This is a genomic window from Enterobacter sp. RHBSTW-01064, assembly GCF_014103035.1.
In the GTDB taxonomy this organism is placed as follows: domain Bacteria; phylum Pseudomonadota; class Gammaproteobacteria; order Enterobacterales; family Enterobacteriaceae; genus Enterobacter; species Enterobacter mori.
Map to the genome: position 1 here is coordinate 150,738 of NZ_JABXOU010000004.1, position 24,773 is coordinate 175,510.

At 58.8% G+C, this 24,773-nt stretch carries 21 protein-coding genes; 6 read left to right on the plus strand and 15 right to left on the minus strand.

Annotated features, from left to right (window positions below; genetic code table 11):
- Window positions 1-4: 4 nt before the first annotated feature.
- From pcaF to paaA, 10 genes are read right to left on the minus strand one after another with little or no spacing between them, the layout of a single operon-like run.
- Window positions 5-1,210, minus strand: a complete 1,206-nt coding sequence (gene pcaF / locus HV355_RS13680; RefSeq protein ID WP_182402278.1) for a 3-oxoadipyl-CoA thiolase — start codon at window positions 1,208-1,210, stop codon at window positions 5-7.
- On the minus strand, window positions 1,203-1,631 hold the full coding sequence (gene paaI, locus HV355_RS13685) for a hydroxyphenylacetyl-CoA thioesterase PaaI (protein WP_182402280.1): 429 nt from the start codon (window positions 1,629-1,631) through the stop codon (window positions 1,203-1,205). Before paaI ends, pcaF begins: the two co-directional genes overlap by 8 nt.
- Complete coding sequence (gene paaH, locus HV355_RS13690) at window positions 1,621-3,045, minus strand: 3-hydroxyacyl-CoA dehydrogenase PaaH (RefSeq protein WP_182402282.1); 1,425 nt, start codon at window positions 3,043-3,045, stop codon at window positions 1,621-1,623. Before paaH ends, paaI begins: the two co-directional genes overlap by 11 nt.
- A 1-nt stretch (window position 3,046) precedes the next feature.
- On the minus strand, window positions 3,047-3,835 hold the full coding sequence (paaG, locus tag HV355_RS13695; protein WP_182402526.1) for a 2-(1,2-epoxy-1,2-dihydrophenyl)acetyl-CoA isomerase PaaG: 789 nt from the start codon (window positions 3,833-3,835) through the stop codon (window positions 3,047-3,049).
- Complete coding sequence (paaF, locus tag HV355_RS13700) at window positions 3,835-4,602, minus strand: 2,3-dehydroadipyl-CoA hydratase PaaF (RefSeq protein WP_182402285.1); 768 nt, start codon at window positions 4,600-4,602, stop codon at window positions 3,835-3,837. Before paaF ends, paaG begins: the two co-directional genes overlap by 1 nt.
- Window positions 4,599-5,669: a 1,2-phenylacetyl-CoA epoxidase subunit PaaE gene (gene paaE, locus HV355_RS13705; RefSeq protein WP_182402287.1), complete on the minus strand. Its 1,071-nt coding sequence runs from the start codon at window positions 5,667-5,669 to the stop codon at window positions 4,599-4,601. The genes paaF and paaE overlap by 4 nt, the downstream gene beginning before the upstream one ends.
- Window positions 5,670-5,676: 7 nt before the next feature.
- The gene (gene paaD / locus HV355_RS13710; RefSeq protein WP_120158057.1) at window positions 5,677-6,174 is read right to left on the minus strand and encodes a 1,2-phenylacetyl-CoA epoxidase subunit PaaD; all 498 of its coding nucleotides are present in this window, start codon (window positions 6,172-6,174) and stop codon (window positions 5,677-5,679) included.
- Window positions 6,175-6,185: 11 nt separating this feature from the next.
- Window positions 6,186-6,932, minus strand: coding sequence for a 1,2-phenylacetyl-CoA epoxidase subunit PaaC (gene paaC / locus HV355_RS13715; protein WP_182402288.1), 747 nt, complete (start codon window positions 6,930-6,932; stop codon window positions 6,186-6,188).
- 8 nt (window positions 6,933-6,940) lie between these two features.
- Complete coding sequence (gene paaB, locus HV355_RS13720; RefSeq protein ID WP_003857353.1) at window positions 6,941-7,228, minus strand: 1,2-phenylacetyl-CoA epoxidase subunit PaaB; 288 nt, start codon at window positions 7,226-7,228, stop codon at window positions 6,941-6,943.
- 12 nt (window positions 7,229-7,240) lie between these two features.
- Window positions 7,241-8,170, minus strand: coding sequence for a 1,2-phenylacetyl-CoA epoxidase subunit PaaA (gene paaA, locus HV355_RS13725; protein ID WP_346010239.1), 930 nt, complete (start codon window positions 8,168-8,170; stop codon window positions 7,241-7,243).
- A gap of 284 nt (window positions 8,171-8,454) precedes the next feature.
- On the opposite strand from paaA, the gene paaZ reads away from it, so the two are divergent.
- The 4 genes from paaZ (at window position 8,455) to HV355_RS13745 (ending at window position 16,296) form a co-directional block, all read left to right on the plus strand.
- A complete protein-coding gene (gene paaZ / locus HV355_RS13730) occupies window positions 8,455-10,494 on the plus strand; it encodes a phenylacetic acid degradation bifunctional protein PaaZ (protein WP_182402290.1) in 2,040 nt (679 codons plus the stop codon).
- 204 nt (window positions 10,495-10,698) lie between these two features.
- Window positions 10,699-12,975, plus strand: coding sequence for a primary-amine oxidase (gene tynA, locus HV355_RS13735; RefSeq protein WP_182402292.1), 2,277 nt, complete (start codon window positions 10,699-10,701; stop codon window positions 12,973-12,975).
- Window positions 12,976-13,143: 168 nt separating this feature from the next.
- Entirely contained in the window at window positions 13,144-15,117 is a 1,974-nt protein-coding gene (locus tag HV355_RS13740) for an alkyl sulfatase dimerization domain-containing protein (RefSeq protein ID WP_182402294.1), read from the plus strand.
- Between the two features lie 72 nt (window positions 15,118-15,189).
- Window positions 15,190-16,296, plus strand: coding sequence for a GGDEF domain-containing protein (locus tag HV355_RS13745; RefSeq protein ID WP_182402296.1), 1,107 nt, complete (start codon window positions 15,190-15,192; stop codon window positions 16,294-16,296).
- 88 nt (window positions 16,297-16,384) lie between these two features.
- Here HV355_RS13745 and HV355_RS13750 read toward each other — a convergent pair whose 3' ends face one another.
- Window positions 16,385-17,884: an aldehyde dehydrogenase family protein gene (locus HV355_RS13750; RefSeq protein WP_182402298.1), complete on the minus strand. Its 1,500-nt coding sequence runs from the start codon at window positions 17,882-17,884 to the stop codon at window positions 16,385-16,387.
- Between the two features lie 241 nt (window positions 17,885-18,125).
- Between HV355_RS13750 and feaR the strand changes: the two genes are divergently transcribed.
- Window positions 18,126-19,034: a transcriptional regulator FeaR gene (gene feaR, locus HV355_RS13755; RefSeq protein ID WP_182402300.1), complete on the plus strand. Its 909-nt coding sequence runs from the start codon at window positions 18,126-18,128 to the stop codon at window positions 19,032-19,034.
- On the opposite strand, the gene HV355_RS13760 is transcribed toward feaR, so the two are convergent.
- From HV355_RS13760 to HV355_RS13770, 3 genes are read right to left on the minus strand one after another with little or no spacing between them, the layout of a single operon-like run.
- Window positions 19,035-19,355 (minus strand): YdbL family protein, encoded by a 321-nt coding sequence (locus HV355_RS13760; RefSeq protein WP_182402303.1) that lies wholly within the window; start codon window positions 19,353-19,355, stop codon window positions 19,035-19,037.
- A 7-nt stretch (window positions 19,356-19,362) separates the two neighbouring features.
- On the minus strand, window positions 19,363-19,554 hold the full coding sequence (locus tag HV355_RS13765; RefSeq protein ID WP_010430706.1) for a YnbE family lipoprotein: 192 nt from the start codon (window positions 19,552-19,554) through the stop codon (window positions 19,363-19,365).
- Window positions 19,551-22,190, minus strand: coding sequence for a YdbH family protein (locus tag HV355_RS13770; protein ID WP_182402305.1), 2,640 nt, complete (start codon window positions 22,188-22,190; stop codon window positions 19,551-19,553). The genes HV355_RS13765 and HV355_RS13770 overlap by 4 nt, the downstream gene beginning before the upstream one ends.
- Window positions 22,191-22,400: 210 nt before the next feature.
- Between HV355_RS13770 and HV355_RS13775 the strand changes: the two genes are divergently transcribed.
- Window positions 22,401-23,390, plus strand: coding sequence for a 2-hydroxyacid dehydrogenase (locus HV355_RS13775; RefSeq protein ID WP_182402307.1), 990 nt, complete (start codon window positions 22,401-22,403; stop codon window positions 23,388-23,390).
- 19 nt (window positions 23,391-23,409) lie between these two features.
- Here the strand turns inward: HV355_RS13775 and HV355_RS13780 are convergent, their stop codons facing one another.
- Window positions 23,410-24,615 carry an MFS transporter gene (locus HV355_RS13780; RefSeq protein ID WP_182402309.1) on the minus strand — a complete coding sequence of 402 codons (1,206 nt, stop codon included), beginning with the start codon at window positions 24,613-24,615 and terminating at the stop codon, window positions 23,410-23,412.
- Between the last annotated feature and the right edge of the window lie 158 nt (window positions 24,616-24,773).

Genomic DNA, 24,773 nt, shown 5'->3' on the forward strand with positions numbered 1-24,773 from the left:
ATGCTCAAACACGCTCAAGGATCATGGCAATGCCCTGACCCACACCGATGCACATCGTACACAGCGCGTAGCGCCCGCCGCGTCGGTGCAGTTCATTGCTCGCGGCCAGCGCCAGTCTGGCACCGCTCATCCCCAGCGGGTGGCCCAGCGCAATCCCGCCACCGTTCGGGTTAACATGCGCGGCATCATCCGGCAGGCCTAGCTGACGCAGCACGCCCAGCGCCTGCGAGGCGAACGCTTCGTTAAGCTCGATCACGTCCATATCGTTAATACTGAGCCCGGCGCGCTCCAGCACCTTGCGGGTGGCGGGTACCGGGCCGAGCCCCATCAGACGTGGCTCCACGCCCGCCGTTGCCATCGCCACGATCCGCGTACGCGGGACTAACCCCTGCGCCAGCGCCATCTTCTCGCTGGAGACAATCAGCGCCGCCGCGCCGTCGTTGACGCCGGAGGCATTTCCCGCCGTAACCACCCCGTTCTTACGGAACGGCGTTTTCAGACCGGCAAGCTGCTCGAGCGTGGTGTCCGCGCGCGGGTGTTCATCCACGTTAAACTCGGTGACCGCCCCTTTTTTGCCCGGCACCCGCACCGGCACAATCTCCTGCGCCAGAATGCCGTTCTGCTGCGCCTGTGCGGTACGCTGCTGGCTGCGCAGCGCGAACGCGTCCTGATCGGCACGGCTGATATTTAACAATTCAGCTACATTCTCTGCCGTTTCCGGCATACTGTCAGTTCCGAATTGCTGATGCATGAGCGGATTCACAAATCGCCAGCCGATGGTGGTATCAAAGATCTCCGCCTGACGCTGAAACGCGGCGGTGGCTTTGCCCATCACAAACGGCGCGCGGGACATCGACTCCACGCCGCCCGCGATCAGCAGGTCGCCATCGCCCGCCTTAATGGCGCGCGCCGCAAAACCAATCGCGTCCAGCCCCGACCCGCACAGGCGGTTAAGGGTGGTTCCGGACACCGTCTGCGGCAGTCCGGCGAGCAGGGACGACATGCGCGCGACGTTGCGGTTATCTTCCCCTGCCTGGTTGGCGCAGCCGAAAATCACATCGTCAATCCGCTCGAGGTCGAGCTGCGGATAGCGGGCCAGCAGCGCGCGCAGCGGCACGGCGCCGAGATCGTCGGTTCTTACCGCAGAAAGCGAGCCGCCGTAGCGCCCCACAGGGGTTCGAACGCCATCACAAATAAATGCGTCACGCATCTGCCTCTCCTGTCACGCTGCCGCCGATGCGGTGAGATTTTCCGCGAAAAAGGGCGACGGTTTTCTGTTGTTGGTTCTGGATTTCAATGTCATACACGCCGGTCAGCTTGCCCTGATGCATCACGCGCGCGGTGGCGGTGAGCGTGTCCCCGGCAAAGCCCGGACGCAGAAAATCAATCGAGCAGCCTGAGGCTACCGCCGCCAGCCCCTGGCTGTTGCAGGCGTAGGCAAAGGCAGTGTCTGCCAACGAAAAAAGCTGCCCACCGTGGCAGGTTTTGTGGCCGTTAAGCATCTGCGGAGTGATGGTCATGGTCACCACCGCGTAGCCCTCGTCCATCTCGACAATGTCTATCCCCATCGCCTGCGCGCAGGCGTCCCGTTCGTACATTGCGCGGGCGTTATGCCAGGCGTTAAGACTCATAGCTACTCTCCAGAAGCGCGCGCTGGCGCAGCAGTGAACAGGGGCGATAGCGCTCTTCGCCGTAATGGCGCTGCAGGTTCTCCAGCAGCGTCAGCAGGCGCTGCCAGCCCAGACGCTCGCCCCAGGCGATCGGCCCGCTCGGGTAGTTCACGCCCAGGCGCATGGCGGTATCGATGTCCTTCTCGCTGGCGACCCCTTTTTGCAGGGCATCCAGCGCTTCGTTGGCAATCATTGCCAGCGTCCGCCAGACCAACAGGCCGGGATAATCGGCAATTTGCACCACCCGGTTACCCTGCTGTTGCAGGTAGCGGATGGCTTTTTGCGTCGCGGTATGCGGGTTGCTTGCCGCCGCGGCAATCACCGCCACATCGCGTTCAATGCGGTCGACCACCACCACCGGGCCGCTGAGCCGCAGCGCCAGCGCCTGAGCGGTTTCCCCCTGCGTTTCAATCAGATACACATCATCAATTTCGGTGACACCGTCACGTCTTTTTTCAACGCGCATCGGGCTGTAGCTGTCGTTCACGGCTGCCATCCATCGCACCTCGGGTTTGTCACCCTGCCAGTTGTAGACGCCCTTCCCGCTCTTTTTGCCCAGCCGCCCTGCCAGCACCAGCTCCTGCTGGACCAGCGAAGGCAGAAAACGACGCTCCTGCCAGAAGGCGTTAAATACCGAGCAGGTCACCGCAAAGTTCACGTCCTGACCAATCATGTCGGTCAGCTCCAGCGGCCCCATCGGGAAACCGCCGCCTTCGCGCAGGGCGGCATCAATCACCTCCGGCGGGGCGACCTGCTCTTCCAGCGCGCGCCAGGCTTCGGAATAGAACGGACGCGCGACGCGGTTGACGATGAACCCCGGCGTTGACTGGCAGCGAACGGGCTGTTTGCCCCAGTTCAGCGCCAGCTCGCACAGCGCGTCGGCCACTTCCGGAGAGGTCGCCAGCCCGCTGACCACCTCCACCAGCTTCATCACCGGTGCCGGGTTAAAGAAATGCAGCCCTGCAACGCGCTCCGGATGGTGGATGTCCGCCGCAATCGCCGTGACGGAGATAGAGGAGGTGTTACTGGTCAACAGCGTCTGCGGCGGGCAGACTTCCGCCAGTTTCGCAAACAGCGTTTTTTTGACGTCAAGGCGTTCGGAGGCCGCTTCAATAACCAAATCTGCCGATGCGAGCGCATCGATATCCGTCACCGGAACCAGTCGGGCGAGGATCTGTCCGCTCGCGTCCGCAGAAAGCTTTCCGCGCGTTACCCGGGACGCGAGGCGTTGACGAATGCCGTCAATCGCGCGGGAAATGGCGTCGGCAGAAATGTCATAAATCAGAACCTGATGACCGTGGCTTGCCGCCACTTCGGCAATGCCTCCGCCCATCGTGCCGCTGCCAATCACGGCGACAGTGCGTATGTTCAGCATCTTATTTCCCCGTAAAGTTCGGCGCGCGCTTCGCCAGGAAGGCGCTGACGCCCTCGCGGTAATCGTCGCTGCGCCCGGCCAGACGCTGATAGTCGCGCTCCAGATCGAGCTGGGCGTCTAGGGTATTGGTTTCTGCGGCATTGATGGCCTGCTTGATCAGCCCCAGCCCGAAGGTCGGTTGAGAGGCAAAATGCAGCGCCATCTGCTGCGCCGTGGTGGAGAGCTGTTCGTCATCCACCACCTGCCAGATCATCCCCCACGCCTGCGCCTGTTCGGCGCTGAGTTTGTCGCCGAGCAGCGCCAGCCCCATGGCGCGTGCTCGTCCGGCCACGCGCGGCAGCAGCCAGGTGCCGCCGCAGTCCGGTACCAGCCCGAGCTTGCTGAAGGCCATTACGAAGTTGGCGGAACGAGCGGCAATGACCATGTCACACCCCAACGCAAGCGTTGCGCCCGCACCGGCCGCCACGCCGTTAACGGCACAGATGACCGGTTTCGGCAGCTTTGCCAGGCGGCGCACCAGCGGGTTATAGAAAGTTTCAACGGACATCCCCAGATCCGGCGCCGGGCCGTTGGGGTCGACGTTGCGGTCGTTCAGATCCTGACCGGCGCAAAAGCCGCGTCCGGCTCCGGTGATCAGCAGACAGCGAACGGTGTCATCCCGCTCGGCCTGTTTCAGGCACTCGGCAAGCTGCTGGTGCATCACGTCGTTAAAGCTGTTCAGACGCTCCGGACGGTTCAGCGTAATGGTCATTACGCCCTGCTCAACATGACTGAGAATACATTCCACAATTAGCGTCCTTTAAAGTCGGGGGTGCGTTTTTGTAAAAAGGCGTCGATGCCTTCCCGGCGGTCTTCGGTGGCAGAAAGCAGCGTAAACAGCTGGCGCTCCTGCGCCAGACCGGCCTGGAGCGGCACCTCCTGAGACTGGCGCAGCGCCTGTTTCGCCGCCTGCAGCGCCAGCGGAGAGTGGCGCGCCATCAGCGCCGCCTGCTTCAGGGCATACTCCAGCGTCAGCGCTGCCGGGAAAACGTCGCTGACCAGCCCGGCGCTCAACGCCTGCTCTGCGGTAATACTCTCGCCAGTCAGCACCATTTTGCTGGCAAGGGATTTCCCGACGCAGCGAATCAGACGCTGGGTGCCGCCCGCGCCGGGCATAATGCCCAGCGTGATTTCCGGCAGGCCAAAGCGGGCGTTATCGCCCGCAATGACCACGTCGCACAGCAGCGCCAGCTCGCAGCCCGCGCCCAGCGCGAAGCCGTTCACGGCGGCGATCAGCGGCTTGTTGAACGCGTTAATGCGCGCCCACAGCTGCGGACGGATATCGTTCAGGGTGGCGGGCAGGTCTTTCTCCGCCATTTCGTTGAGATCGGCCCCGGCGGCAAAGCAGCGCTCGCTGCCGTAAATCACGCAGACGGTGATGTCGGCATCCACGGCGGCAGCCTCAAGCTGCTCAGCAAGCTGCGTCAACAGCGCGTTGTTGAGGGCGTTGCGCGCCGCCGGACGGTTGAGCGTCAGCTGCAGCACGCGGTCATGACGGGTAACAATCAGTTCGCTCATGCCATCCCCTTCGCGTCGAAGTCAACAATCACGTCGGCGGTTAACGGCAGCGACTGGCAGCTCAGCACATACCCGGCGGCCAGCTCGTCCGGCTCCAGGCTGTAGTTGGTCGCCATGTCCACCTTCCCGCGCAGCACTTTGCATTTACAGGTGGCGCACACGCCGCCCTTGCAGGCATACGGGAGATCTGCCCCCTGACGCAGGGCGGCATCCAGGATGCTTTCATCCTCCGCCGTCAGGGTGATTTCACGGTCGCGCCCGTCCTGGCGCACGGTTACTTTCTGTCCTTCCGCCTGGACGTGCACCGCGCGTTTAGCGGTGGTTCCCGGGGTGTTAAAGCGCTCAAGGTGAATGGATTTGTCCGGCATGCCCAGCGCTTTCAGCGCGGCTTCGGCGTCGTCCATCATCGCCGACGGGCCGCAGATAAACGCCTCGTCGTACTGGCGGAAGTTGATCAGGGTTTTCGCCAGCGCCTGCAGCTTTTCCCCGTCGATGCGGCCGTAGAGCAGATCGCTGTCCAGCCGCTCCTGGCTGAAGATGGAGACCAACTGAAGTCGCTGCGTGTATTTGTCCTTCAGGTCCGCCAGCGCCTGGCGGAACATCATGCTCTGGCTGCTGCGGTTGCCGTAGATCAGGGTGAACTGGCTGTTGGGTTCGGTCGCCAGCGTCGCGGAGATAATCGCCAGCATCGGGGTGATCCCGGAGCCTGCCGCAATCGCCAGATAGTGGCCTTCACGTTCAACCCGGGGCTGGTAGCCAAACTGCCCCTGAGGAACCATCACCTCCAGGGCCATACCCGCTTTGATCTCATCCCGGGCATAGCGGGAAAAACGCCCGCCGTCGATGGCTTTGACCGCCACGCTGATCTCACCCGGGGCGGTACTCCGGCAGATGGAGTAGCAGCGGCGCAGCTCGTCCCCGTCAAGCTTCGTTTTTAACGTCAGGTGCTGTCCGGGGCGGAAACGGTAGGCGTCCTGCAGCGCCTGCGGCACCGCAAAGGTGATGGTCACCGCATCGCGGGTTTCGGGTTCCACTTTTGCCACTGTTAATGAATGAAACGTTGTCATGGCAGCCTCAAATACATTTGAAATAGTCGAAAGGCTCGCGGCAAGTGTTGCAGCGGTAGAGCGCTTTGCAGGCCGTCGAGCCAAATTCACTGATAAGCGAGGTGTCGGTGCTGGCGCAGCGCGGGCAGCTCACCTCCAAAGGCGCGTGCGCGTGACAGCTATGCCCCACGGGCGGGCTGATGCCGTACGCCCGCAGGCGCTCGCGCGCGTCGGCGGTCATCCAGTCTGTGGTCCAGGCGGGGTCAAGCTGGAGCACAATGTGCACCGGGGTAAAGCCGTGAGCGGTCATCGCATCGCGGATCGCCCCCAGCAGGTGTTCCGTTGCCGGACAGCCCGAGTAGGTTGGCGTGAAGCCAATGACCCAGCCTTCACCCTGCGCCTTCACGCTGCGCACCATGCCTAAATCGGTGATGGTTAACACCGGCACTTCCGGGTCCGGGATCTGGCTTAACAGCGACCAGATCTGCGGAATTTGCGCAGGCGCGATGTCGACGAGGCGTTGCATAGCGTTCTCCTTTACCACCGCTGACCGGGATACGCGCGCTGGAGGTACTGCATTTCCGCCAGCATCGGGCCCAGATGTTCGGTATGCAGCCCCTGCTTGCCCCCGGTGCGGTACGCCACCTCTGCGGGCACCTGCAGGCAGGCTTCATTCAGACCGGCAAACACTTCGCTTTCCCATGGCTGGCGCAGGAGGCGCGGGTCAACCGCCACGCCGGCGTCAATCAGCGCGAGTTCGACCTCGTCGGCTTCAAACAGCTCCGCCGTAAAACGCCACAGGCTGTCGATGGCCTGCTGCATTTTTTGCGCTGACGCTTCGGTCCCGTCGCCCAGACGCACCAGCCAGCCGCGGCTGAAGCGCAGGTGGTAGCGCGCCTCTTTAATGGCTTTGGCGGCGATGGCGGCAAGCTGGCTATCGCTGCTTTGGGTCAGGCGTTCGTACAGCGCCACGTTCCAGGCATCCATCAGGTACTGGCGGGCAAGGGTGTCGGCGAAGCTGCCGTTCGGCTGCTCCACCAGCAGGACGTTGCGGAACTGGCGCTCGTCGCGGCCAAACGCCAGCGTGTCTTCATCGCCCCGGCCTTCCTGCTCCGCGGCATAGGTCAGGAAATTGCGCGCCTGGCCCAGCAGGTCGAGACCGATATTGGCGAGCGCGAGGTCAATTTCCAGCTCCGGCGCGTGGCCGCACCAGGCGCCGAGACGCTGGGAAAGCACCAAACCGTTGTCGCCCAGACGCAGGGCATAGGCAGTCACTGAATTCATTCTTTGCCTCACATATGCTCGATGCCGTCAGGGATGGTGTAGAACGTCGGATGGCGGTAAACCTTGCTTTCCGCCGGGTCGAAAAACTCACCGCTCTCTTCCGGCTGGGAGGCGACAATCTCGCTCGCCTTTACCACCCAGATAGAACACCCTTCGCTGCGGCGGGTGTAGGCATCACGCGCATTTTCCAGCGCCATGCGATCGTCAGCGGCATGCAGGCTGCCCACGTGACGGTGGGACAACCCTTGTTTGCTGCGTACGAACACTTCGTACAGCGGCCAGTAGACATTGCTCATGGTTATTTCCTCTTATGCGGCCTGACGGGCGCGCTGTTTTTCCGCGTGCGCCAGTGCGGCTTCGCGCACCCACGCCCCCTCTTCCCAGGCTTTACGTTTCGTGGCCAGGCGCTCGTGGTTGCAGATGCCGCGCCCGTTAATGACCTCGTCAAACTCCTGCCAGTCGATCTCGCCGAAGCGGTAGTGGCCGATCTCTTCATCCAAACGCAGGTCGGGATCCGGCACCGTCATGCCCAGCATCTCCACCTGCGGCACCGTGTTATCGACAAAGCGCTGGCGAAGTTCGTCATTGCCGAAGCGTTTGATTTTCCAGGCCAGGCTGCGGGCGCTGTTCGGCGAGTTGTCGTCGTTCGGCCCGAACATCATCAGCGCTGGCCACCAGAAGCGGTTGATGGCGTCCTGCAGCATCTGGCGCTGGGCCTCACTGCCCTGCGCCAGCGCCATGCAGGCCTCAAAGCCCTGACGCTGGTGGAAGCTCTCTTCTTTACAGATTTTCACCATCGCACGGGCATACGGACCGTAAGAGGTACGGCACAGGGCTACCTGGTTGACGATAGCGGCGCCGTCCACCAGCCAGCCAATCACGCCGATATCGGCCCAGCTCAGGGTTGGATAGTTGAAGATGGAGGAGTATTTCATCCTGCCGTCGAGCATCTTCTGGTAGATGTCTTCCCGCGCGCAGCCCAGCGTTTCCGCCGCGCTGTAGAGGTAGAGCCCGTGCCCGGCTTCGTCCTGCACTTTCGCCAGCAGGATCGCTTTTCGGCGCAGCGTCGGCGCGCGGGTGATCCAGTTCCCTTCCGGCAGCATGCCGACAATTTCGGAGTGCGCATGCTGACCAATCTGACGGATCAACGTCTTACGGTAGGCGTCAGGCATCCAGTCCTGAGGCTCAATCGCCGTCTCCTGCGCTATGCGCTGCTCAAACCGTTGTTCTTGCGTCACGTCATCACCTTTATGATTCGTTAGTTTGCAAATAAAAGCGTAATGTTGAATCACTTTGTTTTTTAAAAGTTACACAAAGGTTAAATATAACCCCAAGAGTTGTTTCCTGGTTTTGTGATGTTGCTCGCAAGGCTTTTACTTTAAGCCGCGCATCAAGCGCCTTTTCGCGATGCAATTCGTCCAGCCAGATCACAACGTTAACAATTCATTAAAACACAGCTTGATTTTTATGATTCACGATCAAACTATTAATAGTGAAATTACGAAACATTTGGAGATAAGCGATGCAGCAGTTAGCCAGCTTCGTGTCCGGTACCTGGCAGTCTGGCCGGGGCCGCGAACGCACTATTCATCACGCCATCAGTGGCGAAGCGCTGTGGAGCGTGACCAGCGAAGGGCTGGACATGGCGCACGCCCGCCGCTATGCGATTGAGCGCGGCGGTGAAGCGCTTCACGAGATGACCTTTATCGAACGGGCTGCCATGCTGAGGGCGGTGGCAAAGCACCTGCTTGGCGAGAAAGAGAGGTTCTATGCCCTGTCGGCCCAGACGGGCGCAACGAAGGCGGACAGCTGGGTCGATATTGAAGGCGGCATCGGCACCCTCTTCACCTACGCAAGCCTGGGCAGCCGCGAGCTGCCGGACGACACGCTGTGGCCGGAAGATGAGTTAATCCCGCTGTCGAAAGAAGGCGGCTTTGCGGCGCGCCACGTCCTGACCTCGAAATCCGGCGTGGCGGTGCACATCAACGCCTTTAACTTCCCCTGCTGGGGGATGCTGGAAAAGCTGGCACCGACCTGGCTTGCCGGGATGCCCGCCATCATCAAACCCGCGACCGCTACCGCGCAGGTGACGCAGGCGATGGTGAAATCCATCGTGGACAGCGGGCTGGTGCCGGACGGCGCCATCAGCCTGATCTGCGGCGGCGCGGGTGACCTGCTGAACCAGCTCGACAGCCAGGACGTGGTGACCTTTACCGGCTCTGCCAGCACCGGACAAAGCCTGCGCGTGCACCCGAATATTGTGGCGAATTCGATTCCGTTCACCATGGAGGCCGACTCCCTGAACTGCTGCGTGCTGGGGGAAGACGTCACGCCGGAACAGCCGGAGTTTGCCCTGTTCATCCGGGAAGTGGTCCGCGAGATGACCGCCAAAGCCGGACAAAAATGTACGGCCATTCGCCGGATTATCGTCCCGCAAAACCAGGTTGACGCCGTGAGCCAGGCGCTGATTGCCCGTCTGGAAAAGGTGGTGGTGGGCGACCCGGCGCAGGAAGGGGTGAAGATGGGTGCGCTCGTCAACGCCGAACAGCGCGCGGACGTGCAGGAGAAAGTGGAGCAGCTGATCGCCGCAGGCTGCCAGATCCGTCTGGGCGGCAAAGCGGGTTTGCAGGCCGCGGGCGCGTTCTTCCCACCGACCCTGCTGTTCTGCCCGCAGCCGGATGAAACCCCTGCCGTCCACGCGACGGAAGCCTTCGGCCCGGTTGCGACGCTGATGCCGTATCGCAACGCACGCCACGCGATGCAGCTTGCCCGCGCGGGCGGCGGCAGCCTGGCGGGTACGCTGGTCACCGCAGACCTGGACATTGCCCGCCAGTTTATTGCCGGTGCGGCGCGCGCCCACGGCCGTATTCAGATCCTTAACGAGGAATCCTCAAAAGAGTCTACCGGCCACGGCTCCCCGCTGCCTCAGCTGGTGCACGGTGGCCCGGGCCGCGCGGGCGGCGGCGAAGAGCTGGGCGGCCTGCGCGCGGTGAAGCATTACCTGCAGCGCACCGCGATTCAGGGCAGTCCGACGATGCTGGCGGCGATTGGCAAACAGTGGGTGCGGGGCGCAACGGTGCAGGAAGATCGCGTGCATCCGTTCCGCAAATACTTTGAGGAGCTACAGCCGGGCGACAGCCTGCTGACGCCGCGCCGCACCCTCACGGAAGCAGACATTGTGAACTTTGCCTGCCTGAGCGGCGACCACTTCTACGCCCATATGGATAAGATCGGTGCGGCAGAGTCGATCTTTGGCGAGCGCGTGGTGCACGGCTACTTCCTGATCTCCGCTGCTGCAGGACTGTTTGTTGATGCGGGTGTCGGGCCAGTCATTGCCAACTACGGCATGGAAAACCTGCGCTTTATCGAGCCGGTTAAGCCGGGCGATACCATTCAGGTGCGTCTGACCTGCAAGCGCAAAACGTTGAAGAAACAGCGCACCGCAGAGGAAAAACCGACCGGCGTGGTGGAATGGGCGGTTGAGATCTTTAACCAGCACCAGCAGGCCGTGGCGCTCTACTCCATCCTGACGCTGGTGGCGCGCCAGCAGGGCGATTTCTGACACCTTCCCTTCACCGCCTTTCCTGCCGGGTGGCGCGATGCTTACCCGGCCTACGATGACCAGCGGGGTGTGACACCGCCCCGCTCTTTTTTTAACCTGGCAAGACTGACAAATAAACTGGCAGATGCAGGCAAACGCTTTTCTCATGGGCCTGTCAGGATAAGGCTGTCACAACACAATAAACACAACAAGATGAGGTCTACGATGGGAAGCAATTCTTCTTTTTCTGCCCGTAGAACGGCGCTGGCCATGGCCGTTGCGCTGTGTTGCGCCTGGCAATCCCCTGTTTTCGCCCACGGCAGCGAGGCGCATATGGTCCCGATGGACAAAACGCTGCAGGACTTCGGTGCGGACGTTCAGTGGGATGATTACGCACAGATGTTCACCATTGCGAAAGACGGTGCCTTTGTGAAGGTCAAACCGGGCGCAAAAACCGCCATCGTCAACGGTAAAACCCTCAAGCTTGAGGTACCGGTGGTGATGAAAGGCAAAAAAGCCTTTATCTCTGAGACCTTTATCAACGATGTTTTCCAGTCAGGCCTCGATCGGACCTTCCAGGTTGAAAAACGCCCTCACCCGTTAAACGCGCTAACGGCGGACGAAATTAAGCAAGCCGTTGAGATTGTGAAAACCTCAGCGGATTTTAAACCCAATACCCGCTTTAGCCAGATCGCCCTTGCAGAGCCGGAGAAAGCCAAAGTGTGGGACTTTGTGCTCAACGGTACGGCAGTCGATGCCCCTCGCCAGGCGAAGATCGTCATGCTCGATGGCAAGCACGTTATCGAAAGCGTGGTGGACCTGAAGGATAAAAAAATTCTGCGCTGGGAACCGGTAAAAGACGCGCACGGCATGGTTCTGCTGGATGACTTCGCCACGGTACAGCAGATCATCAACGAGAGCACCGAGTTTGCCGAAGTGCTGAAAAAGCGCGATATCACCAATACGAAGAAAGTGATTACCACCCCGCTGACCGTCGGCTATTTCGACGGCAAGGACGGCCTGAAGCAGGAAGATCGCCTGCTGAAGGTGGTGAGCTATCTGGACGTGGGCGACGGCAACTACTGGGCGCACCCGATTGAGAACCTGGTCGCGGTTGTCGATCTTGAGCAGAAGAAAATTCAGAAGATCGAAGAAGGCCCGGTCATCCCGGTTCCGCTCACCCCGCGCCCGTATGACGGCCGCGACCGGGTTGAAACGGTGAAAAAACCCCTGGAGATCGTCGAGCCGGAAGGCAAGAACTACACCATCACCGGCGATATGGTGCACTGGCAGAACTGGGATTTCCACCTGAGCCTGGACTCCCGCGTGGGCCCGATGATTTCAACCGTTACGTATAACGACAACGGCAAAAAGCGCCAGGTGATGTATCAGGGTTCGCTCGGCGGCATGATCGTCCCTTACGGCGATCCGGACGTGGGCTGGTACTTTAAAGCCTATCTCGACTCCGGCGACTACGGTATGGGCACCCTGACCTCACCGCTGGTGCGCGGTAAAGACGTGCCGTCCAACGCCGTGATGCTCAATGAAACCATCCCGGATTATACCGGCGTGCCGATGGAGATCCCGCGCGCGATTGCGATTTTCGAACGCTACGCGGGGCCGGAATATAAGCATCAGGAGATGGGCCAACCGAACGTCAGCACCGAACGTCGTGAACTGGTGGTGCGCTGGGTAAGTACCGTGGGCAACTACGATTACATCTTCGACTGGGTGTTCCATGAAAATGGCACCATCGGCATTGACGCCGGTGCAACGGGTATCGAGGCGGTAAAAGGCGTTCAGGCGAAAACCATGCATGATGCCACCGCCAAAGACGACACAAAATACGGCACGCTGATCGACCATAACATCGTCGGCACCACGCACCAGCACATCTACAACTTCCGCCTGGATATGGACGTGGACGGCATCAACAACAAGCTGGTGGCGATGGACCCGGAAGTGAAGCCGAATACCGCCGGTGGCCCGCGCACCAGCACCATGCAGGTGAATCAGTACGACATTGACACCGAACAGCAGGCGGCGCAGAAGTTCGACCCGGGCACCATTCGGCTGCTGAGCAACACAAGTAAAGAGAATCGCATGGGCAACCCGGTTTCGTATCAGATTATCCCTTACGCGGGCGGTACGCACCCGGTGGCAAGCGGTGCGAAATTTGCCCCGGACGAGTGGATCTACCATCGCCTGAGCTTTATGGACAAACAGCTGTGGGTGACGCGCTACCATCCTGATGAGTTGTACCCGGAAGGCAAATTCCCGAACCGCTCCATCCACGATACGGGGCTGGGGCAGTACAGCAAGGATAACGAGTCACTCAACGACCAGGATGACGTGGTCTGGATGACCACCGGGACTACCCACGTCGCCCGCGCGGAAGAGTGGCCGATCATGCCGACGGAATGGGTGCATACCCTGCTTAAACCGTGGAATTTCTTCGACGAGACGCCAACGCTCGGGAAAAAGAAAGACGAACAGAAATAAATAACGCACCGGGCGCAACGCCCGGTTTTTCATCCATTTACTTGCTGAATACCACTCCCCGATTATAGTTATTTCTACCTCATTTTTTTCATTTTACTTTTTGAATCACTTTCTGCCAGGACGCAAATTTTTCACACGCGACGTAATACATCATTGAGAGGTTTTAGGATGAAATCCAATTTGATCGTCAAGAGTCTAGCTCTGGCTGGACTTGTTATTTCCGTCAGCTCCGCGTATGCCGCAGAAGCGCCGAAAGATGCCACGGCCGCCACGCAACAAGCCAATAACGCCCTGTTTAATCAGCTTCCCTTCTCCGACAATACCGATTTCACGGACGCCCATAAAGGCTTTATTGCGCCGCTTCCTCAGGACATTATCAAAGGGGAACAAGGCAATGTTATCTGGGATCCACAGCAATATTCGTTTATTAAAGAAGGCGATAAAGCACCAGACTCCGTTAATCCCAGCTTATGGCGTCAATCTCAGCTGATTAATATTAGCGGCCTGTTTGAAGTGACCGATGGCGTATATCAGATCCGAAATCTTGACCTGTCGAATATGACCATCATTGAAGGGAAAGAAGGTATTACCGTGGTTGACCCGCTGGTGTCGGCAGAAACGGCGAAGGTCGGGATGGATCTCTATTTTAAAAATCGCGGCAAGAAACCGGTCGTCGCCATTATTTATACCCACAGCCACGTTGACCACTATGGCGGCGTGCGCGGCGTGGTGGATGAAGCCGACGTGAAGTCCGGCAAGGTGAAAATCTACGCGCCTGCCGGATTTATGGAAGCGGCCGTTGCCGAGAACATCATGGCGGGTAACGTCATGAGCCGCCGCGCCAGCTATATGTATGGCAACCTGCTGAAGCCCGATGCCAAAGGTCAGGTGGGCGCCGGTCTTGGAACAACGACCTCCGCCGGGACGGTGACGCTGATTGCCCCGACCAACATCATCGAAAAAGATGGTCAGAAAGAGGTCATCGACGGCCTGACCTATGATTTTATGCTCGCGCCGGGCTCCGAAGCGCCATCCGAAATGCTCTGGTATATCGAAGAGAAGAAACTGATTGAATCCGCTGAGGACGTGACCCATACCCTGCACAACACCTACTCGCTGCGCGGGGCCAAAATCCGCGAGCCGCTGCCGTGGTCGAAATACATCAACCAGGCGATTGTACGCTGGGGTGACAAAGCCGAAATCATCATGGCACAACACCACTGGCCGACCTGGGGTAATGAAAACGTGGTTAAGCTGCTGAAAAGCCAGCGTGACCTCTATCGTTACATCAACGACCAGACGCTGCGTATGGCGAATGAAGGGCTGACGCGCGACGAGATCGCCGCTAACTTCAAGCTCCCGGATTCACTGGCGCATACCTGGGCTAACCGCGGCTATTACGGTTCGGTGAGCCATGACGTAAAAGCCATCTATGTGCTGTATCTGGGCTGGTTTGACGGCAACCCGGCGACGCTGGATGAACTGCCGCCAGAAGAAGGCGCGAAGAAATTCGTGGAGTATATGGGCGGCGCGGATGCCATCCTGAGCAAGGCGAAAACCGACTTCGACCAGGGGAACTACCGCTGGGTGGCGCAGGTGGTAAGCAAAGTGGTCTTTGCCGATCCGAACAACCAGGCGGCGCGCAACCTGGAAGCGGATGCGCTGGAACAGCTTGGCTATCAGGCTGAATCCGGCCCGTGGCGTAACTTCTACCTGACCGGCGCGCAGGAATTGCGTAACGGCGTGGTGAAAGGGCCAACGCCGAATACCGCCAGCCCGGATACGGTGCGGGCGATGACGCCGGAGATGTTCTTTGACTACCTTGCCGTTCATATCAACGGTCAGAAAGCCGGTGAGGCTAAATCCGTGTTTAACATTGATCTTGGCAGCGACGGCGGAAAATACAAACTCGAGCTGGAAAACGGCGTGCTGAACCACACGGCAAACGCGGAGGCGAAGGATGCAGACGCTACTCTCACCCTTAACCGCGACACGCTGAACAAAATTATCCTCAAAGAGGTGACGCTCAAACAGGCCGAACAGAGCGGCGACGTGAAACTCACAGGTGACGGCGCTAAACTGGATTCAATGCTTGGATATATGGATAAATTTGATTTCTGGTTTAACATTGTGACACCGTAACGGTCACGCAAAAGGGCGGCTCGTCCGCCCTTTCCTGCTTCACGTGTTCGCCAGAAAGGGTAAAAAGCGTTAATGGAAAAAAGAAAAAAATCGACACTTGAACGGGCAACCTGGCCAACGCGCCATGCCATGGTCATGCATGGGCTGGCGATGAACCTGCCATGGCTGGCCTTCGTCAATATCAGCTTCGCGGTGATGATTCTGCTGCGACACGTTCTGCTTAAGGCCGGCGATCCCCTTTATCCCCACTCACCGCAGCTGACGAAAATAGTCGATGCCTCCATGGTGGGCATAACCCTCCTCTCAGCTGCGCTGATCCTCATGGCCTGGCGGCGCATCGCCGGTATCAGTGTGGTGTTGTTTATTTGTAGCGCCATCTGGTCGGTCTCCTGTTTCTGGTTTATCACCCATCTGCTGCTCCCGCACGTCTGGCCGCTGTGCGTCATTTTATTACTCTCCGGCTTAACGGCGCTCTATTTTTACCCTAAAGGGTTGCTCGCCTTTGTGCTGCCGCTCTGGATCACCCTGCCGATAGCAAGCTGGGTACGAAACGATGGTCTCAACCTTCACTTCATTATTATCTGGAGCGTCTTTACGCTGATCCTGATCTGCGGGCGTTTCATCCTGTTGAGCTGGTTTGACGAAGCCTGGCGACGTAACCAGCAAAACCAGCTGCTGATCTCCAGACTGGATGCGCTGGCGCATCAGGATCCATTAACCAAAACTGCTAATCGCCGGAAAATGGAAGTGGTGCTGGAAAACGCGGTAGAGCAGAAAAAAACCTTCTCGGTGATTATGCTGGATATCGATTACTTCAAGCTCTACAACGATACCTATGGCCATCAGGCGGGTGACGAATGCCTCACACGCGTGGCGGAGGTGCTTAAGAAATCGGTGCGAACCCCTGAAGATGTGGTGTCACGCTATGGTGGCGAGGAGTTTGTGGTGATCCTGTTTAACTGCCCGGCAAACATCGCGGAAAAGGTTGCCCTGCGTATTCAGGACGGCCTGTGTACGGAAGCCATACCGCACGGCACCTCTACGGTCAGCGACCATGTAACCGTAAGCATGGGGATTGCGAGCATGGCGGAGGGGCTGGCCGGCACCGAGATCATCGCTCGTGCCGATGCCGCGCTGTACCGGGCAAAAGAGGCCGGGCGGGATCGGTGGTCGCTTTAAATAGAAGCCGGGTGGCGCTGCGCTTACCCGGCCTACAACGACTCGCACCGTAGGCCGGGTAAGGCGTAGCCGCCACCCGGCTTGTTTTTTAATAGCGCACGCACACCGATTTGGTTTCACACCAGCCGTCCAGCCAGTCCGGGCCGAAGTCACGTCCGGTACCGGACTGCTTCATGCCGCCGAACGGCAGGTTAGCGTCGATCAGCGTATGGCTGTTCACCCACACGGTGCCCGCCTGCAGCCTGTCAGTGTATTCCAGCGCCTTGCTGATGTTCTGCGTCCAGACGCTGGCCGTCAGGCCATATTCGGTGTCGTTTGCCAGCTGGAGCGCCTCTTCCCCGTCGGATACGCGCACCAGGTTGACCACCGGGCCAAACACCTCTTCGCGGGTCAGTCGCAGCGCGGCATCCGGGTTCACCACCAGCGTCGGCGATACGTAATACCCTTTGCCATCCGGGCCGCGGTTGCCGGTAATAAGCTCTGCGTTGCGTGCTGTCGCCTCATCCAGGAAAGTTTGCACCTTGTCGCAGTGCGCGCGCGACACCAGCGGGTTGATAAACGCCTCCGGCGACATGCCCGGCCCGACGCTCAGGGATTTCACCGCCTGCTCAAACCCGCTCACCAGCGTGTCGAACAGCGGCGCTTCAATGTAGATACGCGAGCTTGCCGCGCAGACCTGCCCCTGATTCAGGAAGCTGCCGGTCATCAGGCCTTCGATCACCCACGCCGGGTCTGCATCTTTTAACACGATGGCCGGGTTTTTGCCGCCCAGCTCCAGAGTAACGCCCGTCAACGTATCCGCCGCCGCGCGCGCAATCTGTTTTCCCGTCGCGGTCGAGCCGGTGAAACTCACTTTCGCAATATGCGGATGCGAGGTTAACGCGGCGCCACATACCGCGCCGCTCCCGGTCACCACGTTGAACACGCCATCCGGAATACCCGCCTCACTCGCTAACTCCGCAACGCGCAGCAAGGTGAGCGGCGTGGTCTCTGAAGGTTTAATCACGATGGAACAGCCCGCCGCCAGCGCAGGCATCACTTTCCACATGCCAATCATCAGCGGGAAGTTCCACGGCACAATCCCGGCTACCACGCCAACCGGCTCTTTGCGCGTCCACGCCTGATAGCGCGCGCCCTGAGGCAACGGAATGGAGAGATCGAGGGTTTTCCCCGCAATCTTGGTGGTCAGCCCGGCGGTATAGCGCATCCAGTTCAGGGTACAGCCCACTTCGAAGGCGCGGGAAATGTTGATCGACTTCCCCTGCTCCAGCGTTTCCAGCTGCGCCAGCTCCTCGCTGTGCTGTTCGACCAGATCGGCAAAACGCAGCAAGATGCGTTCACGCTCTGCCGGAAGTTTTCCTGCCCAGCTGCGGGCGACAAAGGCCCGCCAGCCGGACATCACCGCACGATCCACATCATCGACGCTGGCATCCGCGGTTGAGGCAATCACCTCTCCCGTCGCCGGGTTGTAGACGTTCAGGCGCTTTTCGCTATCGGACGCCACCTGACGCCCTTCAATCCACAAGCCGTGGTGGCGATCCATAAAACGCTGGACCTCGGGCAGGACGGCTACCTGTGACTCAGACATAGGGTACTCCTTCGTTATTCTTCTCAGGGTGTTAATGCAGTCTACGAAGGGTTTCGCATTCCCGCTTTTGTCTGTGTGACATTCGCTTTGCCACCTGTGACAGGCTCCGCAAAACATGATAATTACCGCTTATAACGCTGTTACCAGTGAGTGTTCTTTCCTATAGTCAGCCTCATGGCTCTGACAAATTGCAACACAAATGCAACAATGCAAAAACATTGACGGTGCGGCGAGATAAACGATGGCATGTGCGAGCGAACAGGAAAAGTATCAGCAGTGGCTGGCGCAAATTAACCAGGTTTGCGGACGGTTTGACGCTCGCCCGTTAGAGGGCACATTCATTGGCGAACTGGAAACCAGCTACGCAAGAAGCCTGAAGCTCAGCACCGTGACCGCAGGCAACGTCAACCTCTTCCGTACCCGTCGGGAAATTAAAAACAGTAACGATGCCTGGTTCTACGCCGTGTTTCAGCTTGAAGGCGGTGCAGAGATTGAACAGGATGACCGACGTTCTATTCTCCATACCGGCGATATCACGCTCATCGACGCGTCGCGCCCCTGCTCCATCTCCTGGCAAGATAAATCCCGCCAGATTTCACTCCTCGTGCCGCGTCAAATCATTGAGCAGCAGTGTCGTTTTCAGGAGGTGAGCTGCGCGCTGACGCTTTCGCGTAGCCTGCCGACCGTACAGCTGAGCCATCGCCTGTTGCAGGAGAGTATGGGAAATGCGGCGCTGAGCGACAGGGAGAGCGAAGCGGCGCTGGAGGCAATGGTCTGCCTGCTCCGCCCGGCCTTTCAGCAACGTGACGTCGTCCAGCCGCGAAAGGAACGCCAGTTCCAGCACGTCCTCTCGCTGATTGACGATCATATTCAGTCTGATGCCCTGCGGCCGGAGTGGATTGCTACAGAGAGCGGGATGTCGGTACGTAGCCTGTACCGCATGTTTGCCGATAAGGGGCTGGTCGTGGCGCAGTACATCAAAAACCGCCGCCTGGACCTTTGCGCGCAGGTGTTGCGCTCCGCCAGCGATGATGAAAAGCTGGCGGGGATCGGCTACAGCTGGGGCTTTGCCGATCACAGCCATTTTTCGACGGCATTTAAGCAGCGTTTTGGCGTGTCTCCGGGAGAGTATCGCAAGCGCTTCCGCTGATCACTTCTTCAGCCATTTACCGTTTATACCCTTCACATATTCCCCCGGCTGCGCGCGGTCAACCAGCTTTTGCCCCGCCATTTTTGCCACTTCATCTACAGGCAAGTTATTGCTGTCGGCCAGCTTCTGATAGCTTTCCGTGCGCGCCGCGTTAATGCGGCTAACCAGCGCCAGCGTTTCGGCATCGTGTTCGATTGGCGCAATATAGCCGCTCAGGGTTTCTCCCACGCGCCCCTGCGCACGGGCGTCATTCAGGGTAAGGGTTGCCGCCTGCACGTGCATTCCCAGCGCCAGTAAAATGAGAGCTAACGTTCGTTTCATGGCGTCCTCAGAACAGATCGCTGCGCGATTTCAGCAGGGTTTCAACGTCTTTATCGACCTTAATATGGATCTCGTGTTCGATTTTGACGTTCATGTTGATGGTAATCGGCTCCTTTGGCGCAGCGACTTCAATGCGCGGCGTACAGCCTGTCATCAGCGCGGCAACGGCAACGGTGAGCACACCAGCCATCTTTTTCATTGTTGTTCCTCACTTTCCTTGCCCGTCGAACTGCGGAGACCCGGTATCGCCGCATGTTGCTCAAACCATGTTTGCAGGTTGTCCCCAAAGCGCAGGCTGCGCCAGAGGGTAAATACGTTCTCTTCGTGGGTGTAATTCAGGTTCACGGAGCTGCTTTTGCCATCAACGCGGCTGGTGCCTTTAATGGTCGCCTTCAGCGTTAATACACCCAGATTATCTACATTGAGTTTTGTCCACGATTGGGAAATTTCCATATAGCGTAACCAGTTAATCGCCGCCCCTGCGACCATATTGTCTTTCACAATGGCATCAGCCGTGTCTTTGTCGAGACGCAGCGTCATCGGCCCCGGATTGGTCAGCCAGCCATCTTTGATGATCCATTTTTCATTGTCCAGCCAGAACGGTAGCGCGCCGCTGACCGGCCCGGACATCGCAAACTGTTTCGGATTGACGGCGCTTACCAGCTCGCTGGACGAGATATTGTCCACGCGCAGCAGTGCCGGATCGTGCTGCGGCATCCTCAACTGCTGCATGGTGATTTTCCCGCCCAGTACCTCAACCTTGACGTTGGTGAGCAACAGCGGGTTCTCCTCGCTCCAGGGGTAGTCCCCCTGCAAATCCGCGGTGATATTCCTCGCCGTGACCAGGTTTTGCACCTCGCCAATACGCAACGTGACCGGCCCTCGCGTACCCAGCGACCATGTGCCTTCACTAAAACGGAACGGCAGGACAAAGTCGATACCGTTAATCTGGTTATCCGGCATCCAGACGCTGCCGGATTTCAGCACCCCGTGTCCGCCCGCCTCAAAGCCCTGACCGGCCGCAGCCGAGAAGGCCACCTGCGCATACAGTTCGCCGTCGTGCAGCGTCATTTTCCAGTCGGGTGGGATCAGCGGCTGGAACACGGTGAGCGACTGTTTCGGCCACCAGGCCTGACCACGAAGGCGTTCGCCGTCCCAGCGTCCATTGACCTGTACCGGACCAATTTTGTCGGCGTGGAGATCGCCCTTAAACTGGAAAATAGTCGGGTCGGTGCCGTCGACGCTGAAGGTCAGAACCGAGGGCGGCAGTACGCTTCCGCCGGAGAACGTGGTTTGTCCGGCATTCAGCGCCAGAGCGCCGCTAAAGGAGGGTTTGGCCGGATCGCGATTCCAGCGAACGGGGGTTTCCAGAACCAGGCGCGGTTCACCTACCGTCATGGTGCCGTACTGGAGCTTGTCGAATCCGGTCGAGAGTTCGGTTAGCTCAATAAGCGCGTCGCGCCACTCGCCTTTACCGGCGACATCCCAGCGCGCGTGCATAGGCGTAAAGCTCCCTTTTCCCCAGTAGCGCCACTGCCACAGGCCATTATCAGGTAAAAAGTCGTTGGCCTGACCGTCCAGGTGCAGTTCGAAATCGCCCATTTCATTTTCATGCGCGCGCAGAATGGCCTGAAGTCGGCCATCTACGCCTTTTTGCGTGAGCTTCACGCCCGCCAGCGGCCAGCGGATTTCATCAATATCCAGCGAATCGATAATGCGACCGCGCGAACGCAGCAGCGCGCCGGGTTCAAAGGAAAGCTGCGGATCGTTGAGGCTTCCGGTCAGTTTGGCCGGGAGTTTGGCGTAGAGAATAAGATCGTTTTGTTTCGCCTCGCCGCTCAAATACAGCGGCATATCGCTGTTTTCCATGCTAAGCGAACCCGGGCCGATATTCAGCACCGCATTACCTTTGCCCGCATCGCCCTGCGTGAGCACATTCAGTCGTCCGGAAACGGTGGCTTTTTCCAGCCCCTGCTGCCAGTTATCAATACGCAGGCCAACCCGCCCGCTCAGCGGCAGGCCGGACAGCCCCCAGTTCCAGCGCCCGTCGCTGATATTCAGCTGTTCGGCTGTAATCTGCCACGGCAGGTCGAGCAGCGGATCGGGATTGTCCCGCGCCATCACCACCAGTTGCCCCTGATTGTCTTCCCAGTCCAGATCGGCATCGACCAGAGAGGTCAACTGTGGCACGTTAAAGGTGGCAACGGCGTGCCCTTTCACCGGTACTCCGTCCGGCACCAGCGGCAGGGTAAATTTCCCGACCAGTTTGACAGGCTGCGCCTGGTCTGGAAGGCGAATATCGAACTGACTGACAGAGAGATTTTGTCCGCGTAGCTGGCCTTTAATGCTGACCTGCTCGCCTTTATAGGTAATTTCCTGACTGGCGGGAGTGAGTGACGCATGAAGTTCGCCCTCCCACTGCTGCCAGGGGGCAAGAGAAAGACGATGCACCGTCAGCCAGGTATTCGGTAACACTGCCTGCCACTGGGCCAGCGTTTTGGGTGCGACCGTCGACGGCGCAGATTGAGGGAGTTTGCTGAGGCAGACGGAGTTAAGCTCAAGGGTGCCTACATCAAGCTTCCAGCGGCTTGGGTGTGACAACGTCACGTTATCGATACGCGCAATTTCACACTCATCCACCAGATAACGAAGATCGGGGATCACTAGCGCGTGACGGGTGAGTTTTGGGCTTTCCTCGAAAGCGATACGCGTTCCGACGGGGAGCCAGATCCCGGCGAGCGTTGGCACCCACTGGGCGAGCGTCATCAGCAGCGTCAGCGGCACCAAAATCAACAGCAGTAAAAGCGCAATCGCGGCTTTGTATTTACCCTTCATGGGCAGTTAATATCCTGATTTAGCGAAAGAATTAAGCCGACATTGCCGATCATTGTCGCATGTTTAGCCAGTCAGTTGAAGTGAATGCCTTTTTTAAGGATAGATGCTCTAGAATAATTGATAGAACTTATTGAATTCAATAATATTTTAGAAATTGTAAGATTATTTTAATCATGCTAACGTGAATGCAAAATCACTGGAGAAAGTCTTATGAAACTCGCGGTATATAGCACAAAGCAGTACGACAAAAAGTATCTGCAACATGTTAACGAGGCTTACGGGTTTGAGCTTGAATTTTTCGACTTTCTGCTGTCCGAAAAAACCGCCAAAACGGCGCACGGCTGTGAAGGCGTCTGCATTTTTGTGAATGATGATGGCAGTCGTCCGGTGCTGGAAGAGCTGAAAAAGCAGGGGGTGAAGTATATCGCCCTGCGTTGTGCAGGCTTCAATAATGTGGACCTCGACGCGGCGAAGGAGCTGGGTCTGAGGGTGGTACGCGTTCCGGCATACTCCCCGGAAGCGGTCGCGGAACATGCCATCGGCATGATGATGTCCCTGAACCGACGTATTCACCGCGCTTATCAGCGCACCCGTGATGCCAACTTCTCGCTGGAAGGCCTGACGGGCTTTACCATGTACGGGAAAACCGCTGGCGTTATCGGTACCGGCAAAATTGGCGTCGCTGCCCTGAGGATCCTGAAAGGCTTTGGTATGCGCCTGCTGGCATTTGATCCGTACCCAAGCGCAGCCGCGCTGGATTTGGGCGTGGAGTATGTTGACCTGGCGACGCTGTTCTCCCAGTCTGACGTGATCTCCCTGCACTGCCCGCTGACGCCGGAAAACTACCACCTGCTTAACCAGGCGGCGTTTGACCAGATGAAAGATGGCGTGATGATCATCAACACCAGCCGCGGCGGACTGGTTGACTCTCAGGCCGCTATCGAAGCGCTGAAGACCCAGAAAATTGGCGCGCTGGGCATGGACGTGTATGAGAACGAACGCGACCTCTTCTTTGAAGACAAGTCCAACGACGTGATCCAGGACGACGTGTTCCGCCGCCTGTCTGCCTGCCATAACGTGCTGTTTACCGGACACCAGGCGTTTCTGACTGCCGAAGCGCTGATCAGCATTTCAGAAACCACGCTGGGTAACCTGCAGCAGCTGGAAAAAGGTGAAGCCTGCCCTAACGAGCTGGTTTAAACCTTTCGCCGGGTGGCGGCTATGCCTCACCCGGCGCAGGTATTTCCCAGGTCCGGTGAGCACATCGCCACCAGAGCAGGACGGCAACAAGGGCAATCGCGCTCAGTACACTGAATGCCGTCGCAAACGAGTAATGACCGGCGATCGTCCCGGTTAACGCCGGGCTCATGGATGCCCCAACCCCCTGCATCAGCATCACCACACTCTGCCCGGCATTGACGTGCCCGCTCCCGCGCAAAAGCACCACAATAAACGACGGTACCACGACGCCCAGGATCCCGGCAGCCAGACCGTCGAGGATTTGTACCGGGATCATCATCAGCGGCGCGTCCGTAAACGCCGCCAGCGCAGCGCGCACCGGCATGACCAGCAGCGCCAGCATAATTAAGCGCCAGTAGCCGTAGCGTTCAATTCGGCCTGCGACCCAAAGTGCGACGGGGATCATCACGGCCTGAGAGATAATGACGGTACCTGCGGCATACAAACCGGGGTTGATCGAGGCGGGTGCCGCAGCAACCCTCATGCTCAGCATCGGCAGAAGCGCAGCGTTCGCAAGGTGGAACAGCAGTAGCGTCAGTCCGGTCACAAATAGTGCGCGGTTTTTAATCAGCACCGCAAAACCGGGCACTGGCAGGTTCGCTGAAGAGGAGAGTCCTCGCGCCGCGTCGTTGTCGATGTCTCCGTTGCAGATGGCAAGCAGCGCGCAGAGCGTGAGCAGCGTTGTACAGGTCATTAGCAGGAAAATCCCCCCGACGCCCCAGTACCAGGCAATTCCGCCTGCTATCAGTGCGGTCATGAAATTACCCGCGTGATTAAACGCCTCGTTTTTCCCCATCTGCGCGCTGAACCCGCCCTGACCGGTCAGGCCCAGCGTAATCCCGGCAATCAGCGGCCCCACAAACGCCGCGCAGATGCCGGTGACCATTTGCGAAGCGGCGACAACGCCAGTTTGCTGGCTAAACCAGAGCAGCAACGAGCTCAGGGTAATCAGGGTGCAGACCAGTGCCAGCACGGAGCGCTTGTTCCGGGAGGTATCGGTGATAAACCCAGCCGGAAGCGTGGCCAGCAACCCCGCCAGCCCACCGGCCGTCATCAGGATGCCGATACCATCGGGGGTCCAGTGGCGTTCAGTCAGAAAGATGCCGAGAAAAGGACCGAGGCCATCACGGACATCGGCAATGAAAAAACTTGTCAGGCATAACGCCCGCAGCGAACGAAGAGACATACTTCCTGCCTTGTCTGTTATCGCCTGTAAAAAAGGAGATGTAGTATACCGGGTATTTTTGAAAAGCAGATGACGCCTTAAAAAACATTCTTTCCGAACCTTACGCGATCTTTGTACCCGTTATGTCAGCTTGCTCTCTGTTTTCCTGCAATTAACGG